Origin of the sequence: Micromonospora sp. CPCC 206061, assembly GCF_036906915.1 — a bacterium.
Classification (GTDB): Bacteria; Actinomycetota; Actinomycetes; order Mycobacteriales; family Micromonosporaceae; genus Phytohabitans.
Map to the genome: position 1 here is coordinate 61,700 of NZ_JBAKHX010000015.1, position 16,455 is coordinate 78,154.

12 protein-coding genes are annotated in these 16,455 nt (G+C 70.9%); 2 read left to right on the plus strand and 10 right to left on the minus strand.

Annotation, left to right across the window (positions count from 1 at the left end):
• Nucleotides 1-83: 83 nt before the first annotated feature.
• Nucleotides 84-590 carry a nucleoside deaminase gene (locus V6V89_RS14000; RefSeq protein WP_334619520.1) on the minus strand — a complete coding sequence of 169 codons (507 nt, stop codon included), beginning with the start codon at nucleotides 588-590 and terminating at the stop codon, nucleotides 84-86.
• A 71-nt stretch (nucleotides 591-661) separates the two neighbouring features.
• Between V6V89_RS14000 and htpG the strand changes: the two genes are divergently transcribed.
• On the plus strand, nucleotides 662-2,506 hold the full coding sequence (gene htpG, locus V6V89_RS14005; RefSeq protein ID WP_334619521.1) for a molecular chaperone HtpG: 1,845 nt from the start codon (nucleotides 662-664) through the stop codon (nucleotides 2,504-2,506).
• Between the two features lie 75 nt (nucleotides 2,507-2,581).
• Here the strand turns inward: htpG and V6V89_RS14010 are convergent, their stop codons facing one another.
• The 8 genes from V6V89_RS14010 to V6V89_RS14045 all read right to left on the minus strand — a co-directional run bounded on the left by V6V89_RS14010 (nucleotide 2,582) and on the right by V6V89_RS14045 (nucleotide 11,951).
• The gene (locus V6V89_RS14010; protein WP_334619522.1) at nucleotides 2,582-4,033 is read right to left on the minus strand and encodes a ricin-type beta-trefoil lectin domain protein; all 1,452 of its coding nucleotides are present in this window, start codon (nucleotides 4,031-4,033) and stop codon (nucleotides 2,582-2,584) included.
• A 129-nt stretch (nucleotides 4,034-4,162) separates the two neighbouring features.
• Entirely contained in the window at nucleotides 4,163-5,206 is a 1,044-nt protein-coding gene (locus V6V89_RS14015) for a methyltransferase (protein ID WP_334619523.1), read from the minus strand.
• Between the two features lie 333 nt (nucleotides 5,207-5,539).
• On the minus strand, nucleotides 5,540-6,196 hold the full coding sequence (locus V6V89_RS14020) for a response regulator transcription factor (protein ID WP_334619524.1): 657 nt from the start codon (nucleotides 6,194-6,196) through the stop codon (nucleotides 5,540-5,542).
• A complete protein-coding gene (locus V6V89_RS14025) occupies nucleotides 6,193-7,338 on the minus strand; it encodes a sensor histidine kinase (RefSeq protein WP_334619549.1) in 1,146 nt (381 codons plus the stop codon). Before V6V89_RS14025 ends, V6V89_RS14020 begins: the two co-directional genes overlap by 4 nt.
• 1 nt (nucleotide 7,339) lies before the next feature.
• Nucleotides 7,340-8,266 carry a hypothetical protein gene (locus tag V6V89_RS14030; protein WP_334619525.1) on the minus strand — a complete coding sequence of 309 codons (927 nt, stop codon included), beginning with the start codon at nucleotides 8,264-8,266 and terminating at the stop codon, nucleotides 7,340-7,342.
• Between the two features lie 108 nt (nucleotides 8,267-8,374).
• The gene (locus tag V6V89_RS14035) at nucleotides 8,375-9,736 is read right to left on the minus strand and encodes a glycoside hydrolase family 6 protein (RefSeq protein ID WP_334619526.1); all 1,362 of its coding nucleotides are present in this window, start codon (nucleotides 9,734-9,736) and stop codon (nucleotides 8,375-8,377) included.
• 81 nt (nucleotides 9,737-9,817) lie between these two features.
• A complete protein-coding gene (locus tag V6V89_RS14040; protein WP_334619527.1) occupies nucleotides 9,818-11,092 on the minus strand; it encodes an SGNH/GDSL hydrolase family protein in 1,275 nt (424 codons plus the stop codon).
• Between the two features lie 31 nt (nucleotides 11,093-11,123).
• Nucleotides 11,124-11,951: a polysaccharide deacetylase family protein gene (locus tag V6V89_RS14045; protein ID WP_334619528.1), complete on the minus strand. Its 828-nt coding sequence runs from the start codon at nucleotides 11,949-11,951 to the stop codon at nucleotides 11,124-11,126.
• Nucleotides 11,952-12,113: 162 nt separating this feature from the next.
• Between V6V89_RS14045 and V6V89_RS14050 the strand changes: the two genes are divergently transcribed.
• Complete coding sequence (locus V6V89_RS14050; RefSeq protein ID WP_334619529.1) at nucleotides 12,114-13,508, plus strand: ferredoxin reductase family protein; 1,395 nt, start codon at nucleotides 12,114-12,116, stop codon at nucleotides 13,506-13,508.
• Here the strand turns inward: V6V89_RS14050 and V6V89_RS14055 are convergent.
• Nucleotides 13,495-16,269, minus strand: a complete 2,775-nt coding sequence (locus V6V89_RS14055; RefSeq protein WP_334619530.1) for an alpha-amylase family glycosyl hydrolase — start codon at nucleotides 16,267-16,269, stop codon at nucleotides 13,495-13,497. The genes V6V89_RS14050 and V6V89_RS14055 overlap by 14 nt on opposite strands.
• Nucleotides 16,270-16,455: the final 186 nt, after the last annotated feature.

Genomic DNA, 16,455 nt, shown 5'->3' on the forward strand with positions numbered 1-16,455 from the left:
TCGATTGTGGACCGCGCAGGGCGAGGCCGCGGGAGCGACGGCCTAGCCCACGACGGACGCCGCGGCAGCCCAACCCCGAATCATTACCGCCCAGGCTCGGAAATCAGCGTCAAGGCCCACCGGCGCATGGCCGAGTCGGGCGCTGCCGCGCAGTACCGGCGGAACAGCTCCCGGCTCTCCTCGCGCCGGATCCCGCCCGCCATGACCGGCGCGGCGAACCACGGCGCGTCCGGGCTCTGTCGCCAGCTCGCAGCGATCACCGCCCCGCCGTCACTCGGCGACTCCAGCGCGTAGTAGACCTCGCGCACGCCGAGCGCCATCGCCGCGCCCAGGCACATCACGCACGGCTCCAGCGTCACCGCCAGCCGCGGCGGATGCGGCCGGTGCCCGAAGCCCAGCACCTCGTCGGCCTCGATCATCGCCAGCAGGTCGGCGTGCACCAGGCGCCGCCCGCGCGCCTTCTCCTGGGTGTACGCCCGCCCGACGACCTCGTCGCCGAGCACCACGACCGCCCCGATCGGCTGTTCGCCCGCCGCCAGCCCTGCCTCGGCGACCGCCAGGACCTCCCCCACCATCTCCTCCGGCGTCACCACCCGAATCTACGCCGGCCAGCGGCCGGTATTCTTTCCGGCGGAATTCGACCGTGCGGAAAGGGGTCTCGGTGAGCAGGGAAACGCTGGAGTTTCAGGCGGAGACGCGGCAGCTCCTGCACTTGATGGTCCATTCGATCTACTCGAACAAGGACATCTTCCTGCGCGAGCTGATCTCCAATGCCTCCGACGCGCTCGACAAGGTCCGGCTGGCGTCTTTGATCAATAAGGAGCTGCAGGTCGACACCTCGGACCTGCACATCGCGATCGACGTCGACAAGGACAAGCGCACGCTGACCGTCCGCGACAACGGCATCGGCATGACCCACGACGAGGTCGTCACGCTCATCGGCACGATCGCCAAGTCGGGCACCGCCGAGCTGTTGCGCAAGCTGCGCGAGACGCCGGAGGGCGCGGCGCAGGAGTTGATCGGGCAGTTCGGCGTCGGCTTCTACTCGACCTTCATGGTCGCCGATCGGGTGACGCTGGTGACCAGGAAGGCCGGCGAGAGCCAGGGCACCTTCTGGGAGTCGACCGGCGAGGGCACCTACGAGATCGAGTCCCTCGACGAGGCGCCGCAGGGTACGTCGGTGACGCTCCACCTCAAGCCGGAGGACCGTGACGACCAACTGTTCGACTACACCGCGGAGTGGAAGATCAAGGAGGTCGTCAAGCGGTACTCGGACTTCATCGCGTGGCCGATCCGCATGGACGGCGAGGAGCAGCCGCTCAATTCGATGAAGGCGCTCTGGGCACGGCCCCGCAGCGAGGTCAGCGACGACGAGTACCACGAGTTCTACAAGCACGTCAGCCACGACTGGACTGATCCGCTCGAAACGGTCCACATGAAGGGCGAGGGCACTTTCGAATACGAGGCCCTGCTCTTCGTACCGGCCCGCGCGCCCTTCGACCTCTTCTCCCGCGACGGCAAGCGCGGCGTACAGCTGTACGTCAAGCGGGTGTTCATCATGGACGACTGCGAGGCGTTGATCCCGCAGTACCTGCGCTTCGTCAAGGGTGTCGTCGACGCGCACGACCTGTCGCTCAACATCTCCCGCGAGATCCTGCAGCAGGACCGCCACATCCAGGTGGTCCGCCGCCGGCTGGTGAAGAAGATCCTGGCCACGCTGAAGGACCTCAAGGCCGCCGACGCCGAGAAGTACGGCTCGTTCTGGTCCGAGTTCGGCCGGGTGCTCAAGGAGGGCCTGCTCGAAGACCCGGACAACCGCGAGCAGCTGCTCGACCTGATGCTCGTGCCCTCGACCGCCGCCGAGTCGACATCGCTGCGCGAGTACGTCGAACGGATGAAGGACGGTCAGAAGGACATCTACTACATGACCGGCGAGTCGCGCGCGATGGTCGAGCACTCGCCGCACCTGGAGGCGTTCCTCGCCAAGGGCTACGAGGTGCTCGTCCTGACCGACCCCGTCGACGAGGTGTGGGTCGAGCAGGTGACCGAATTCGAGGGCAAACCCCTACAGTCGGTGGCGAAGGGCAAGGTCGACCTCGACGGGTCGGAGCCTCCCGAGGAGCAGGCGGCCGACTTCGCGGCGCTGCTGTCGTGGCTGGGCGAGAAGCTACGGGACGACGTCAAGGAGGTACGGCTGTCGACCCGGCTGACCACCTCGGCCACCTGCGTCGTGGGCGACGAGCACGACATCACCCCGACGCTTTCGAAGATGTACCGGGCGATGGGGCAGGAGTTGCCGCGCACCAAGCGGATCCTGGAGCTCAACCCGGGCCACCCCCTCGTCACCGGGCTGCGCGCCGCACACGAGGCCAACGCGGACGACCCGGCGCTCGCCGAGGCCGCCGAGCTGCTCTACGGCATGGCCGTGCTCGCCGAGGGCGGCGAGCTCGCCGACCCGCCTCGCTTCACGCGCCTCCTCGCCGACCGCCTGGCCCGCTCCCTCTAGGCCCTGGCTTGAGGGAGCGGGTGGCGTAGTAGCCGGGCAGCCAGCCGGCGGTGGCGTCCGCGTGGTGCGGGGCCGTCAGCCCAGCGTCCAGCGCTGGTTGCTTCCTCCGTTGCAGGCGCCGACGTCGACCAGCGTGCCGTTGCCGGTGCCGCCACCGGTTGCCTGGACGCACAGGCCCGGGTTCGGGACGCTGGTGATCGACTGGTCGGCGTTGAGCGTCCACTGCTGCGATGTGGCCCCGGTGCAGTCCGAGATGATGACCGGGTCGCCTGCCGCTCCGCCGGTGCCGCCCACGGTCATGCACTTCGTGCCGTAGATCCGCAGCTCGCTGCCCGCCACGTTCCAGGACTGGTTGCCGCCGCCGTTGCAGTCCCACAGGTCGAGCTGGGTGCCGTTGGTGGTGCTGAAGCCGGGCACGTCGAGGCAGCGACCCGAGCCCACGCCGCGCAGCTGCTCGCCGGGGGGCGCGGGCGGCAGGTCGTTGACCGGCTCGGTGTCGCCGAAGCCCCAGCCCCACCGCAGGCGGGCGACGCCGGTGGCGCTGTTGTCGACCAGCTTGCCGTCGGGGGTGAGTGACTCGATCGAGTACGAGTCGTTGAACCGCAGGCCCGGCCAGTACACGATGCCCATCTTCAGGGCCCGCGCGGTGTTGGTGACGGCTGCGAAGTACGCGGTGGACACGTTGCCGTCGGTGGCCCCGTAGTTCAGTCCGATCGTCATCGGTGAGCCGGCCTCGTCGATGATGGTGCGGCTGGCGTAGTCGCCGATGCGGGGCTTCAGGTTGGCGAGCCAGGCCTCCTGCGTGGTGTCGCTGCCCCAGAAGCCGTAGAAGTGCAGCGAAAGCAGCGTGCCGCGCAGTTCCTTCGCGGCGCCGACGCCGGTCACGTTGTCGTTGTAGCCGGTGCCGCTGATGACGACCCGCTTGCGCGGGACCTCGTGATGCCGCGACAGCCACTTCGAGGTGACGGACACCCACTCGTCGAGGCTGTAGCCGAACGGCTCGTTCATCGGTTCGAAGTAGACGCGCGGATTGTCGCCGTACTGCCGCACCACGGTGTCCCACATCTTGTTCCAGGCGGCGGGGTCGTCGACGAACCCGTCCTTGGCGCTGTTGGCCTCCCAGTAGCTGACAATGACCTTGAAGCCGCTGTCCGTGGCCGCGTCGATCGTCCCCCGATAGGACCGCCACCAGGCGGTACCCACGCTCGACGGGTTGATGGGCAGCCGCAGCGTGTTGGCGCCGAGATTCTGCCGGAAGCCCTTCACCATCTTCTGGCTGGTGCGGTAGACCGTGCGGTAGTCGTCGGTCACCGACAACCCGCTCGGCACCACCTCGTCGCTGGCGTAGTTGTCGCGCGGGTCCGCCCAGTTGACGCCACGGAACTCACTGGTGTTGCCCGCACCGCCACCCTGGACGGCGGCCTCCGCTTGCGCCGAGGTGCCCAGCAGCAGCAGGACCGCCGCGCCGACGCCGAGGGCCTTCGCGCGAGATGCCAGCTTTCTGGGTCCTATCCGGTTTTCTATCATTGGCGCCTCCGTGGGGTGAGGTCGACACGCAGGTGGACAGTGAGGGGTCAGCGTAAGGTTGCGGTACCCCTTCGTCAATGGCCTGGACAAAGCCGCCAGCAGGTAGTCCCCGTCATACTGAACGGATAATTAGGCGGGCGACGCCACGATCACACCCGATGGCGGCGGCAGCGGCTGCAACCGCTCGAACCGCCAGCCGGTCTCGCCGAGCCACCGTGCGACCTCGTCCACCTGATACAGGTCTCCGCCACTGATCACGAGGAACTCGCCCGCACCGAACCGCGCCGACGGGTGCGGCGCCACGTCGGTGCGCCACCAGTCGACGAGCAGCAGGCGCGTGTCCGGAGCGGCCACCGCGCGCAGCTTGCGAAACAGCTCAGCGATGCGGTCCGGCGGAAACAGGTGCACCACGTTCGCCACGAGGATCGCGTCGTAACCGCTGGGCAGCGGGTCGGCGAAGAAGTCGGCACCGACCGCGTCGAGACGGCCCGCAAGCGGTCCGCCCGCCGCGCGGGCCGCGACCTCCGCGGCCACCTCGGGCAGCTCCAGCACCGTCGCGGTCAGATGTGGGTACTGGGACAGCAGCGGCGCCGCGAACGTGCCCACCCCGCCACCCACGTCGAGAACCCGCCGGTGCCCACTGAAGTCGTACTCGCGGGCCAGGTCGGCGGCCGTCTCCGCCGTGATCGAGGCGACGGCCGCCTCGTATACAGCCGTCTGCTCCTCGGTCAGGTCACCGCGCACGCCCTCGCGGGTGCGAAACGCCTCGGTCGCGCGCACCCACGCCGGGTAGCTGACCTGGTCCCAGTACCGCAGCAGGGGTCGCAGGTCGGCCGGCCCGCGCCCCGACAGGAACAGCTCGGTGTCGGGGGCGTTGCGAAACCGGCCGCTGTCGCGCACCAGCAGGCCGGCGTCGGCCAGCAGGTCGCCCAGCGCGCGGGCGCTGCGCTCGGGAATCCCACAGCGCTCGGCAAGCTCCGCTGGGGTCGCACCGCCTGTGCCCGCGGCGGCGAACAGGCCGAACTCGACAGCCGCGAAAAGCGCCTTCGCCACCATGTAGCCGGCGCTCAGTTCGATAATCCGCACAGGGTTCGGCGGGGCGGAGCCGGCGGCCGCGTCAGGCCCCGGCTGGGTCGGCGTGGCGAAGACGCGCTGCGCCGGCTGGTCGGACATGTGCCCCCCATCCGATCGTCCAATGTCGATCAGATCGTACCGACCACAGGCGGAACGCGCTCGGCCACCCGCCGTCCCGCCTACTCGTGCCGTAACCGGTACTCGCGAAGGCCGGCGGCAGCAGCAGGAACACCATCGAGGTGCCCGGCGTCCAGGGGTGCGCACGTAGGCGCCCTCCACGGCGACGAGGTGGCCGTGCCACATGCCGAGCCGTGCCGCCGGCGTACCCGCGGTGTCCAAAGTAGAACAGCATGATGCCGGCGAGCGTGCCGGATATCGCCGCCACCCACCTCCGGGTCCGGATCTCCTCCCGGCGTCACGACAAGCATGGCCTCACCTCCCGCCGTCGCTGGCCGCGTAGATCGCGAGCTGCACCCTGTTGGCGCTGCCCGTCTTGGCCATCAGGCTGGCCACGTGCGTCTTCACAGTGGTGACGCCGAGGTGCAGGCGCGCGGCGATCTCCGGGTTCGACATGCCCTGGCCGACCAGCGCGAGCACGTCGCGCTCCCGTTCGGTGACGCCGGCGGGCGCGTGCGGTGGTGGGGCCGCCGCCTTCGCGTTCACCGCCTTCGCGTTCACCGCCTGCGCCACCAGCCGCCGCAGCACCGCCTGGCTGAAAGGGCTGTCACCGGCGGCGGCACGCCGCACCCCGTCGAGCAGCTCGTCAGGGGTCGCGTCCTTGACCAGGAAGCCGAACGCACCGGCCGCGAGCGCCGGGTACAGGTGGTCATCGTCGTCGAAGGTGGTCAGCACGACCACGCGGGTCGACGGGCGGCGGGCAAGGATCCGGGCGGTCGCCGCGGTGCCGTCGACGCCGGGCATCCGCAGGTCCATGAGGACCACATCCGGGTGGACCTGCTCGGCGAGGCGCACCGCGGCACCGCCATCCGCCGCCTCGCCGACCACCTCCAGGTCGGGCACGGACTCGCACAGCATCCGCAAGCCGGCGCGGACGAGCTGCTGGTCGTCGACGATGAGCACCCGGATCATGAGGCGGCTCCCGCCGGCAGCAGCGCGGTCAACCGCCACCCGGTGCCGGTCGCACCGGCCCGCAGGCTGCCACCCAGCACCTCGACCCGCTCACGCAGCCCGATGAGCCCGTGACCGTCCGAATCGACGGCAGGAGCCGAGGTTCCGCCGAAGTCTTGCAGGTCGAACTCGACCCGATCGCCGCTGCGCCGGATGGACAGCCGCGCCCGAGCCGCGGTGCCGGCGTGCTTGGCCACGTTTGCCAATCCCTCCTGCGTGAGCCGGAGCATGGCGTGCGCCGTGCGCGCGTCTACGCCGGCGATCGCGGGATCGATGTTGACCTGGACGGTCAGGCCGATCCTTTCGCTGCGGTCCACAGCGGACCGCAGCGCGACCGGCAGGCCAGAAGGGTCCACAACGGACGGTGGCTGTGCCGCGCCCGCTTCGCGCAGCAGGGCCACGAGGCGCCGCAGGTCGGTCAGCGCACCGGTACCCGTCGCGTGCACGTCGTCGAGCACCTGCCGCACCCGCGGGTCGTCGACCGGCAGCACGTCGCGCGCGACCGCCACCCGCAGCACGATCGAGGCGACGTGGTGGGCCACCAGGTCGTGCAGCTCCCGGGCGATGCTGGCGCGCTCCTCGGCGCGTACCCGGTCGACCTCCTGCCGGGCGCGATCGGCTGCCTGGCGGCCGAGGTCGCGCAGCGTCCGCACGTGCAGGCCGAGCAGCAGCGGCGCGGCCAGGCCGGCGGCCATCCGGTATACGACGGTCAGGGCCACCTCGACTGCGCCCGAGGAGCCGGACAGCAGCGTGGCGGCGACGCCGAAGGCGAGCCCGCACCAGATCTGCCAGCCGTACCGCCGCGCACCCAGTTCGAACATCGCCCAGGCCAGCGCGACCGCCGGCACGGCATCGCTGTCCACTCCGGACAGATAGCCGGCGGCGAGCGCCGCGGACGTGCCGCACACGACCGCGAACGGTGACCAGATCCCGGCGAAGCCAGCGGCCAGCACGCCCACCGCGAGTGTCCATTCGAGACCGCTCAGCACGCGGGCCTCGGGGGCGAGCGCGAGGTACGCGACGCCGGTGAGGGTGACGACGGCGAGCCGGATCGCGGTGAAGCGCTCGTCGAAGAGCCGCCCGGCCAGCCGCATGCCGGTCATGCTAGTCACGGCCGGCAACCGGACGGAACCAAGCGACTGCGGCCGCGACGGCGATCGCGACGGCCAGCGCACCGGCCGCGGCGAGCGTCACCGCGTCCGGGTCGAGCAGCGGCTGGCCCCGCAGCGCCTGCCAGGTCACCAGGACCAGCAGGCCGCCGTACGCGGCCGCGAACACGAACACGAGCCGGGTACGCCGGGCCGGCTGGGCGACCAGCCACGACAGCAGCATGCCGAAAAGCAGCAGCGCCTGCGGCGCGTGGATGCCCACGAAGTGGCCGATCCGCAGGTCGCCGCCGGTGGTGCTCCATCCCGTCACCGGGAGTCCGGGGCCGCCGTCCGGTACCCCGACCGCGTGCGCGCCCATGCTCGTGACGCGCCCGTGCTCGGCGGCCGCGAGCTGCTCGGCCGTCGGCACCACCATGAGCCCCCCTTCGACGAAGCCGGCAAGCAGCAGCACCAGCCCGAGCCGCACGACCCACGTGCCGGCCCGGTCGGGCATCCCGTCGCGCCACAGCAGCACGGCGATGGCGATCGTGGCGAGCGAGAGCCCGACCGTCACGCCGCCCAGCGACCGCCACAACGCGGTGTCGAGCGCGGTGGCCTCGTTGAAGTGGCTGGCTCGGCCCCGGGTCGCCTGGCCGACGATGATGCCCATCTCGACAACGGTGCCGACGGCGATGACGCCGCCCGCCCAGGCGGCGAGCCGCCGGCCCTTGCGCACGTGGGCCAGCAGCCACGCCAGCGTGAACCCGTAGATCGCCAGCGAGGCGGAGAACTTGGCCGGCTTGAGCCAGATGGGCTGGCCGGCGAGAGTGCGGCGGTCGACCGCCAGCGCGACGAGGCTGATCAGCAGCGTGGCCGACATGGCGCCGGCGAGGAGGGTGAGGGCGCGGTTACCGTGAAATGCCGTACGCGCGAGCGTCATCATGCCTTCACGGTCGCGCCCGGCGTGGCCGCGCACCTCCTGCCGCGCGGCCGCATCCGCCTCCTGCTACCGGCCGTCCCTCCTCCCACCGGAGGAGGGACGGCGGCGCGTCTACCGCTTCAGCGGAGGGTTCGCCAGCTTCGCCAGTTCGAGGGCCTGGTCACGGAACCAGGCACCGGCCGCCGGGTCCACCTGACCCCACAGCGGGTCGAAGGTGCGCTGCTGCGCGGCGGGCACGTTCCACGGGTTGTAGACGCTGTAGTCCCAGGCGCGGGCGCCGCCCTGGATGTCGCATCTGCCGTCGGACTCGCCGGGGATCTTCGCCCACACGTACGCGTCGAGCAGCGGCACGCCCGTCTTCGTGGTGGGCCGCACGCCGACGCCACGACCGGGCGGGTTGCACCAGCTGCCATTGCGCAGCGTGTTCACCACGTCGGCCGGCTGGTTGTACGGCGGGCCCGCGTACGCGGACATGTCGTTGGGGCCGTGGCCGTTGCGGCTGGTGTCGACGACGAACCGGGTGGTCGGCACGGCGGTGCCGAGGTTGTCGGCGTACCACTGGTCGGTCAGGCCCCAGGTGCTGAAGTCGTTGGGGCTGGCCGGGTAGTACTGGCTGGCGCAATAGCCGTAGTTGCCGAGCCGCCAGCCGCCCTCTTCGGGGTTGTTGGCGAACGCGATGCAGCTGGAGATCCAGGTGCCGTACTTCTGCTGCTGCGGGTTCGGCTGGTAGTTGGAGACGTTGAGGAAGAAGCCCTCCGCCCGCTGCACGCCCGCCTTGACCAGGCGGTCGGCGGCGTCACCGGCACCGAGCCAGCCGCTGTGCGTGCCGTCCAGGTACAGGCTGACGCCGGGCTGCTGCTTGAGCCGGTCGACGGCGCCGTTCATCGCGGCGAACCGCTCCTCGGGCGACGCGCCGGGCTGCGGGGTGCCGTCGGAGTTCACCGGCTGGCACCACTCCTGGGTGCCGCCGAGGTCGGTGTAGAACGGGATGATGCCCAGACCGTCCGGCTCGAGCAGGACGATCGCCTTGCTCTTGCCGATGCCGGCGGCGAACGCGTCGATCCATGCCAGGTACTCGGCCCGGTTCAGCGCGCCGCCGGCCGAGTACAGGGAGCAGTCGCGGAATGGGATGTTGTAGGCGACCAGTACCGGTATCGCGCCCTGCTTTGCCGCGGCGGCGACGGTCTTGCGGGCCTTGGCCTTGACCTCGGCGGGCGTGCCGCCAGTGAACCACACCGCCTGCGGGTTGCTGACCATCTTGGCCAGCAACAGGGCGTCCCGGACCTTGCCCGACTTCGCCAGGTCGGCGATGTGGGTGACCGCGGCGGGGTTCGGCGGCGGGACGTAGAGCCGGCCCGTGTCGCGCCCGTGCGCGGAAGCGGGACCGGTGCCGGTTGAGAGGCACAGTGACAGGACTAAGATCGCGGCCGTGCCGATGGCGGTCAGGCCGCGGCGGATCGCCGTGCGAGCCATCATGTCTCCTGACGTAAACGCATCGAGTTCAATGGATCGAGGCTCGTCCGCACCTCCACCCCGTGTCAAGTCACCGACCGGTCACTCTCCGGTCAGGATTCGGGCCACCTCCCGGCCCATCGCCTCATAACCGGCGTCGTTGGGGTGCAAGTGATCGCCGCTGTCGTACTTGGGATCCAGCAGCTCAGGCCGGCCCGGGTACGCCATGACGGTCGCGAAGTCGGCGACGCCGTCGAAGACGCCCGACCCGCGGATCCACGCGTTGACCTCGCGCCGCTTGCGCTCCGCGACGTCGTTCCAGTACGAGAAGCCCTGCGCGGGCATCAGCGTGCCGGCGTAGATCTTCAGGCCGCGCGCGTGCGCGCGGGCGGCGATCTGCCGGTACGCGGCGATGAGCTGCGCGACGCTGACCTCGGTGTTCGGCGCGGTGCAGCCGCTGTCGGGGGTCTGGCTGAAGCCCAGGTCGTTGATGCCCTCAAGCAGCACGACGGTGCGCACGCCCGCCTGGCTGAACACGTCACGCTCCAGCCGATCGAGCAGGCTCACCCCGAAACACGTCGAGTCGTTGAGGATGCGGTTGCCGGCGATGCCCTCGTTGACCACGGCCGGCGCCGCCTGGCCGTACCGCTCGGCGAGGCGCCGTGCCAGGTAGTTCGGCCAGCGGGTGTTCGCGTTCCACTGGCCGGACGTGCCGTCGGTGATCGAGTCGCCGACCGCCACGATCGTGCTGGGCGCCCGCCCGCGCACCTGCACCGCGTCGAGGAAGAACCACGTGCCCACGGTCGTGCCGAACGCGGCGGCACCCGCGTCGGCGGCGTGGTCGCCGTCAGCGAGGTAGTTGTTCTGCTGCGGGTCCTGGTGGTAGGTCGCCGGGCCGGTCGCCTCCGGCAGGTACAGGCTCACCGCCAGATTGCTCAGCGCGGGCACCGGCATGCGGACGGGGTCGCTGAGCACCTGCCCACCTGCCGGCAGCCGCACGCCCGGCCGCCCGCCGAACGTCAGCGCACGCAGCGTCGTCGCGTCGATCTCCGCGTCGCGCAGCTGGCGCGCGACCGTCGCCGCGCCGATCCGCACGGGCCGGTCACCGAACGCGTTGCTCACCCGGATGCGCAGCTCGCCGCCGCCCGCGGAGGTGTAGACGATGTTGCGCACCGTCTGGTCGTCGAGCTGCTGCACCGACGAGACCAGCGCCGACGGCGCCATCGCGCTGCCACCCCAGGTGGTCACCCACCCGGCTGGCGCCCCAGCGTCCACTGTGGCGGGCGGCGTCCGCGCCGCGCCGGCAACCGCCGACCCTCCAGATCCGAGCGCCACCGCCATCAGCAGCGGTACCGCGACAAGCGCACCCTTACGCATCGGACCACCTCCCCAAGGTGATCCATCCTAGTCAATGCGACCGTGTCGTGGGAGCCGCCGCCGCGATCAGCTCAGACACCGTCACGAGTTCGAATCCGCGCAACCGCAGCCCGACGATGATCGCGTCGAGCTGGCTGAGCGCGACCAACCGGTTGCGGTCGCCGACGTCGTGCGCCAGCACGATCGAGCCCGGGCCGACGTTGTCGACGATGTCGCGCGCCTGCGCCGGCGGGTTCGCCTTGAACCGCTTTTCGCGCATCTGATGCGACCACATCACCACGTCGTATCCGAACTCCTCGGCCAGCACGAGCGTGCTGCCGCCAAGGTGCGCCCAGGGCGGCCGCATCACCTTCGGCGACTCGCCGGTCACCCGCTTGATCGCGAAGTGGGCACGCAGGATCTGGTCGCGCACCTGCGCTTCGTCTAGCCGGGCCAGATCCTGGTGGGACCAGGTGTGGTTGCCCAGTTCGTGCCGCGCGATCCGGTCGCGCACCAGTCTTTCGTGCCGGGTCAGCCGCTCCCCCACCACGAAGAACGTGGCCTTGGCCCGGTGCCGGTCGAGCGCGTTCAGCACCATGGGTGTCCACTCCGGACCGGGCCCGTCGTCGAACGTCAACGCCACCAACGGTTTCTCGGTGCGCACCCGCCACCGCACCACCGTCTCACCGCGCCGATCGACGTTTTCGCCCTGCATACCCGCGTCACCCCGGCTGGCGACCCCGCCGGGCGCGTATCCGCCGCTCAACGGAAGCCGGTCCGGCTCGACCTCCTTCGCGATCCGTTGCGCCGACAGGGTGGCGGCGACGCCGCCCGCGAACGTCAGTGCCCGGCGCAGCACATCACGGCGATCCCTGCCCACAGCTCTCCCCCGTCGTGGTCGGTGTGAGCAGAGATGCTAGTCGGTATCCTCCGGGAGCTCGGCGAATACCAGGTGACGTGTCCACGTGGCTCGACCGGGCGTCGAAACGCGCGTTCCTCACCGATAATGCCGGGGTACGGGCGACAACGACGGGAGATCGCGATGACGGCGACGGCTCGGCCCCTGACCCGCGCAGCGGTACCCCCGGGGACGCTGGCAACGTATGTGCTGCTCGGGGCCTGGTTGGCGCACGTACTGGTCGTCGAGGTGCTCTTCATCAAGTACGGCAAGGGCAAGAACTCGATCTTGACGGTGGGCAAGTTCTTCGGCCTGCACGCCGCCATGATCATGATGTTGCAGCTGATCCTGGTCGCCCGGGTGCCGTGGCTCGACCGCCGCCTCGGCATGGACCGGCTCACCCGCTGGCACCGCTGGATCGGGTTCACGCTGCTGTGGACCGTGCTGACCCACGCGACCATCGTCGTCGCCGGCTACACCGCGCTCGGCTCGGAAGGGCCGTGGGACACCTTCTGGAGCCTGGCCGGGGTGACCGCCTCGATGCTCGGCATGATCGCCGCCTCGATCATCGTCGTGGTGGCCGCCCTGTCGATGCGGTACGTCCGCCGCCGCCTCGGGTACGAAATCTGGCACGCGCTGCACCTCCTGCTGTACGTGGCCGTCGGCATCGGCCTCGCCCACCAGGCGCTGGAAGGCACCACGTTCACCCAGTCGACCGCCGCCGAGGTGTACTGGTGGACCGTGTGGGTGGCCGTGCTCGCCGCCCTCGTCATCGGCCGGATAGTGGTGCCGCTGTGGCGCAACGCGTATCACGGGTTCCGGGTAGCCGCTGTGGTGCCCGAAGCCGACAACGTCGTTTCCGTGCACGTCACCGGCCGGCACCTCGACAAGCTGCCGGCCCGCGCCGGGCAGTTCATGATCTGGCGGTTTCCCGGGCACAACAACTGGTGGCAGGCCAACCCGTTCTCGCTGTCGGCCGCGCCGAACGGCCGCTCGCTGCGGCTGACCGCCAAGGCCGTCGGCAAGACCAGCGCCGGGCTGCGCCACGTGAAGGTCGGCGGCCGGGTCTTCGCCGAGGGCCCGTACGGCGCCTTCACCACCCTGCACCAGACCCGCCCCGGCCTGCTGCTCATCGCCGGCGGCGTCGGCATCACCCCGATCCGCGCGCTCCTGGAGGAGTCCACGGAACCGTCCGTCGTGCTGTACCGGGTGCACAACGAGGCCGAGGCGGTGCTGCTGCCCGAGCTGGAGGCCCTGGCCCGCGAGCGCGGCGCCCGGGTGCACCTGCTCACCGGGCGCACCGGCGCGGCCGGCCGTCCGCCCTCGGCGGCGGCCTGGCGGCGGCGTTTCTGGCCTGCCGGCTCACCGCCGAACATGCCGTTCGCGCCGGAGAACCTGGCCGCCGCCGTCCCCGACATCGCCGAGCGCGACGTCTACGTGTGCGGGCCGCTGCCGATGACCGAGGCGGTGCTGCGCAGCCTTCACGCGCTCGGCGTGCCCCGCCGCCAGGTACACGCCGAACGCTTCAGCCTGGCGTAACCGCTGGAGGACTCGTGTAAACCACCGGGTCGCCCTGGACTATCCAGACCTCGGGGCTGTCGATCGGCAGGAACGACCGGTCGCCGCCGGGCTCACGGGTGTCCGGCACGGAGTCGCCCGAGGGCAGGTGCATGATGAAGTTGACCGCCCGGGCATCGTCGGCCAGCGGGATGTCGTACTCGGCCCACCCGCCCTCGATCCGGGTCCACGGCCACGGGTTGTCCCACCCGATCTTGGCCAGCACCGCCGGGTCGACCGCGTCGCCCCACATGTGCAGGCCCCACCCGCTGTCCTGGTCGCCGTAGTCGCCCGCCGGCCGGTAGTAGTGCAGCGTCGCGACCGTGGCCGCCGGGCCGGCCGCCCGCACCCGGCGCACCGCGCTCGTGGCGGTCGTGCCGGCAGGCGTGGTCACCGTCGCCCGGTACTCGACCGGGGTGTTCGACGCCAGGTCAGCGGGCAGCGCGTCGAAGACCGTGTACGCCGGCGACGACGCGTCGCTCCCGATGGCCGTCCAGGCACCGTCGCCGATCCGCCGCTCGAACGCCACGGTGTGGCTGGCCCGCTCCGGGTCGACGGTCGCCCGCACCTCGACGGTGCCGCGCACGCGGCTGCCCTCGGCCGGCGCCTCGATCGTCACCAGCGGCGCCGGCACGGTGGCCGACCGCGGAGAGCTGCTCGCGGTGTGCCCGCGGCCCGTGAGAACGACCGCCCGGTAACGCAGCGGGGTACCCGCCCGCAGCCCGCTCACGTCGTGGAACACCTGGTAGGGGGCGTTGTCGTCGGTGCCGACAGGCTGCCAGCGCCCGCCGCCGACCTGGGCGTAGAACGTCACCTCGGCGAACGACGAGCCGCCCACGTCAGCCGTCACCCGCATCCGACCGCGGGCACCCTCGGCGGGCACCGCCCCGGTCACCGCGACCGCTGGCGCGGCCTTCGTCCCCGGGACGCGGCCGGCCATCGCGTACACCACCGCCGACAGCGGCGGCACCGTCACGGTCAGCGCGGCGTCCGCGCCGGACCGCAGCCGCGCCGGACCGTCACCGTAGACCCGGTCGAAACCGCGCGCGGCGGCGTACGTCGGGATCGCCGCCGTTCGCGGCTGCTCGCTGTTGTTCAAGGCGACGACGTACTCCCGCTGGTCGCGCCGGTCCAGCCGGGAGAACGCGTAGATCCCCGGCCCTTCCGAGGCGTACCGGTGCTGCTGCGCGCCGTCGCGCAGCGCCGGATGGGCGCGGGTGAGCGCGGCCAGGGCGCCGATCGACCGGTACAGCGGGTGCCCGGTGACGAAGTTGTCCTGGGCGTGCGTGGCGTCCGTGCCGATCAGGTCGTCGTCGAGATAGTCGGGCACCTGGCTGGCGAACAGCGTCTGCCGGGCGAGTTGGTCGCCGCCCGTCCCGGTGAAGCCCTGCTCGTCGCCGTAGTAGATCACCGGGTTGCCGCGCGAGAAGTACATGAGCTCGTGGGCCAGCCGGTCGCGGGCCAGCCACTCGGCGTCGCCCGCGCCGGGGTTGTCGGCGCTGATGAAGTGGCCGATCCGGCCCATGTCGTGGTTACCGAGGAACGTCGGCAGCTGGTAGGCATTGGAGTCCGCGTCGGTGTACCAGTCGTCGCCGGCGAAGAACGTCGCGAGCTGCCCGGCCGGCGCCCCCCGGGAGGCGAAGTCGCGGGCCGCGGCCTGGAACGGGAAGTCCAGCACCGCCTGCATCTGGTCGGTCGTGGTGAAGTGCGACGTGAAGCTCTTGGTGGTGTCGAAGACCTCGCCGAACATGAAGAACTCGGTCTTGCCCTGCTCGCGCGCGTACGCCAGCACCTCGGGACCGAACCTCTGCCAGAACTCGTCGTCGACGTGCTTCATCGTGTCGATGCGGAAGCCGTCGACGCCGAAGTCCCGGATCCACGTCTTGTAGATATCGATCATCCCGGCGACCACGCGCGGGTGCTCGGTGAACAGGTCGTCCAGGCCGAAGAAGTCGCCGTAGTACGAGTTCTCACCGACGAACGTGGTGTCGCCCCGGTTGTGGTACAGCGTCACGTCGTTGAGCCAGGCCGGCACCTTGAGCTGCTGCTCAGCCGGGTCGAGCACCGGCGTGTACGGGAAGGACACCGCCGGGTCGAGCGCCGGGAACGCCGACGAGCCCGCGTAGTCGCGGTCGTCGAACGGCGTGCCAGCCGCCGTCCGGTACGGCGCCGCGTCCTTGGACACGTAACCGCGGCGGGCACCCTGCGTGTATCCGATCACGTCCGCGGTGTGGTTGGTGATGATGTCGAAGTAGACCTTCATGCCGCGCTTGTGCGCCGCGTCGACGAGCGCTCGCAGGTCGGCGTTCGTGCCCAGGTGCGGGTCGATCTGCGTGAAATCGGTGATCCAGTACCCGTGGTAGCCGGCCGACGGCCCGTCTTCGAGCTGGACGGCCTTGTTCTTGAAGCTGGGCGTCAGCCAGATCGACGTGGTGCCGAGGCCGCGCACGTAGTCGAGTCTGGACAGCAGGCCCTTGAGGTCGCCGCCGTTGTAGAAGCCCTTCTTCGTCGGGTCGAACCCCGACACCAGCGGATCGGAGCCGAGCCCGCCCTGGTCGTTGCCGGTGTCACCGTTTGCGAAGCGGTCGGCCATCACGAAGTAGAACGACTCGTCGGTGACCGGCGCGCGCAGCGAGTGCAGCGGGCGCGGGTGGCCGCTGCCGCTCGCGGACGCGGGCGGCGCTGCCAGCCCGGCGGCGGCGAGGACGGTGGCGAAGACTGCGAGGACGCGGCGCACGGACATGTCGGCGACGCTACGCCGTTCCGCCGACAGTTTCGATGCCATGGTGTCTTCGCGCGTCGCATCCGCGGACCGGGCCCATCGTGCGGGGTTACGACCGGCGCGGGAGGGCGGCGCGGGTAGGGGTACCCCCTGGTGGCCACTAATTCGGGGATGGAACGGGGTGACGAGGCGGGTGCGGGCCTAGCC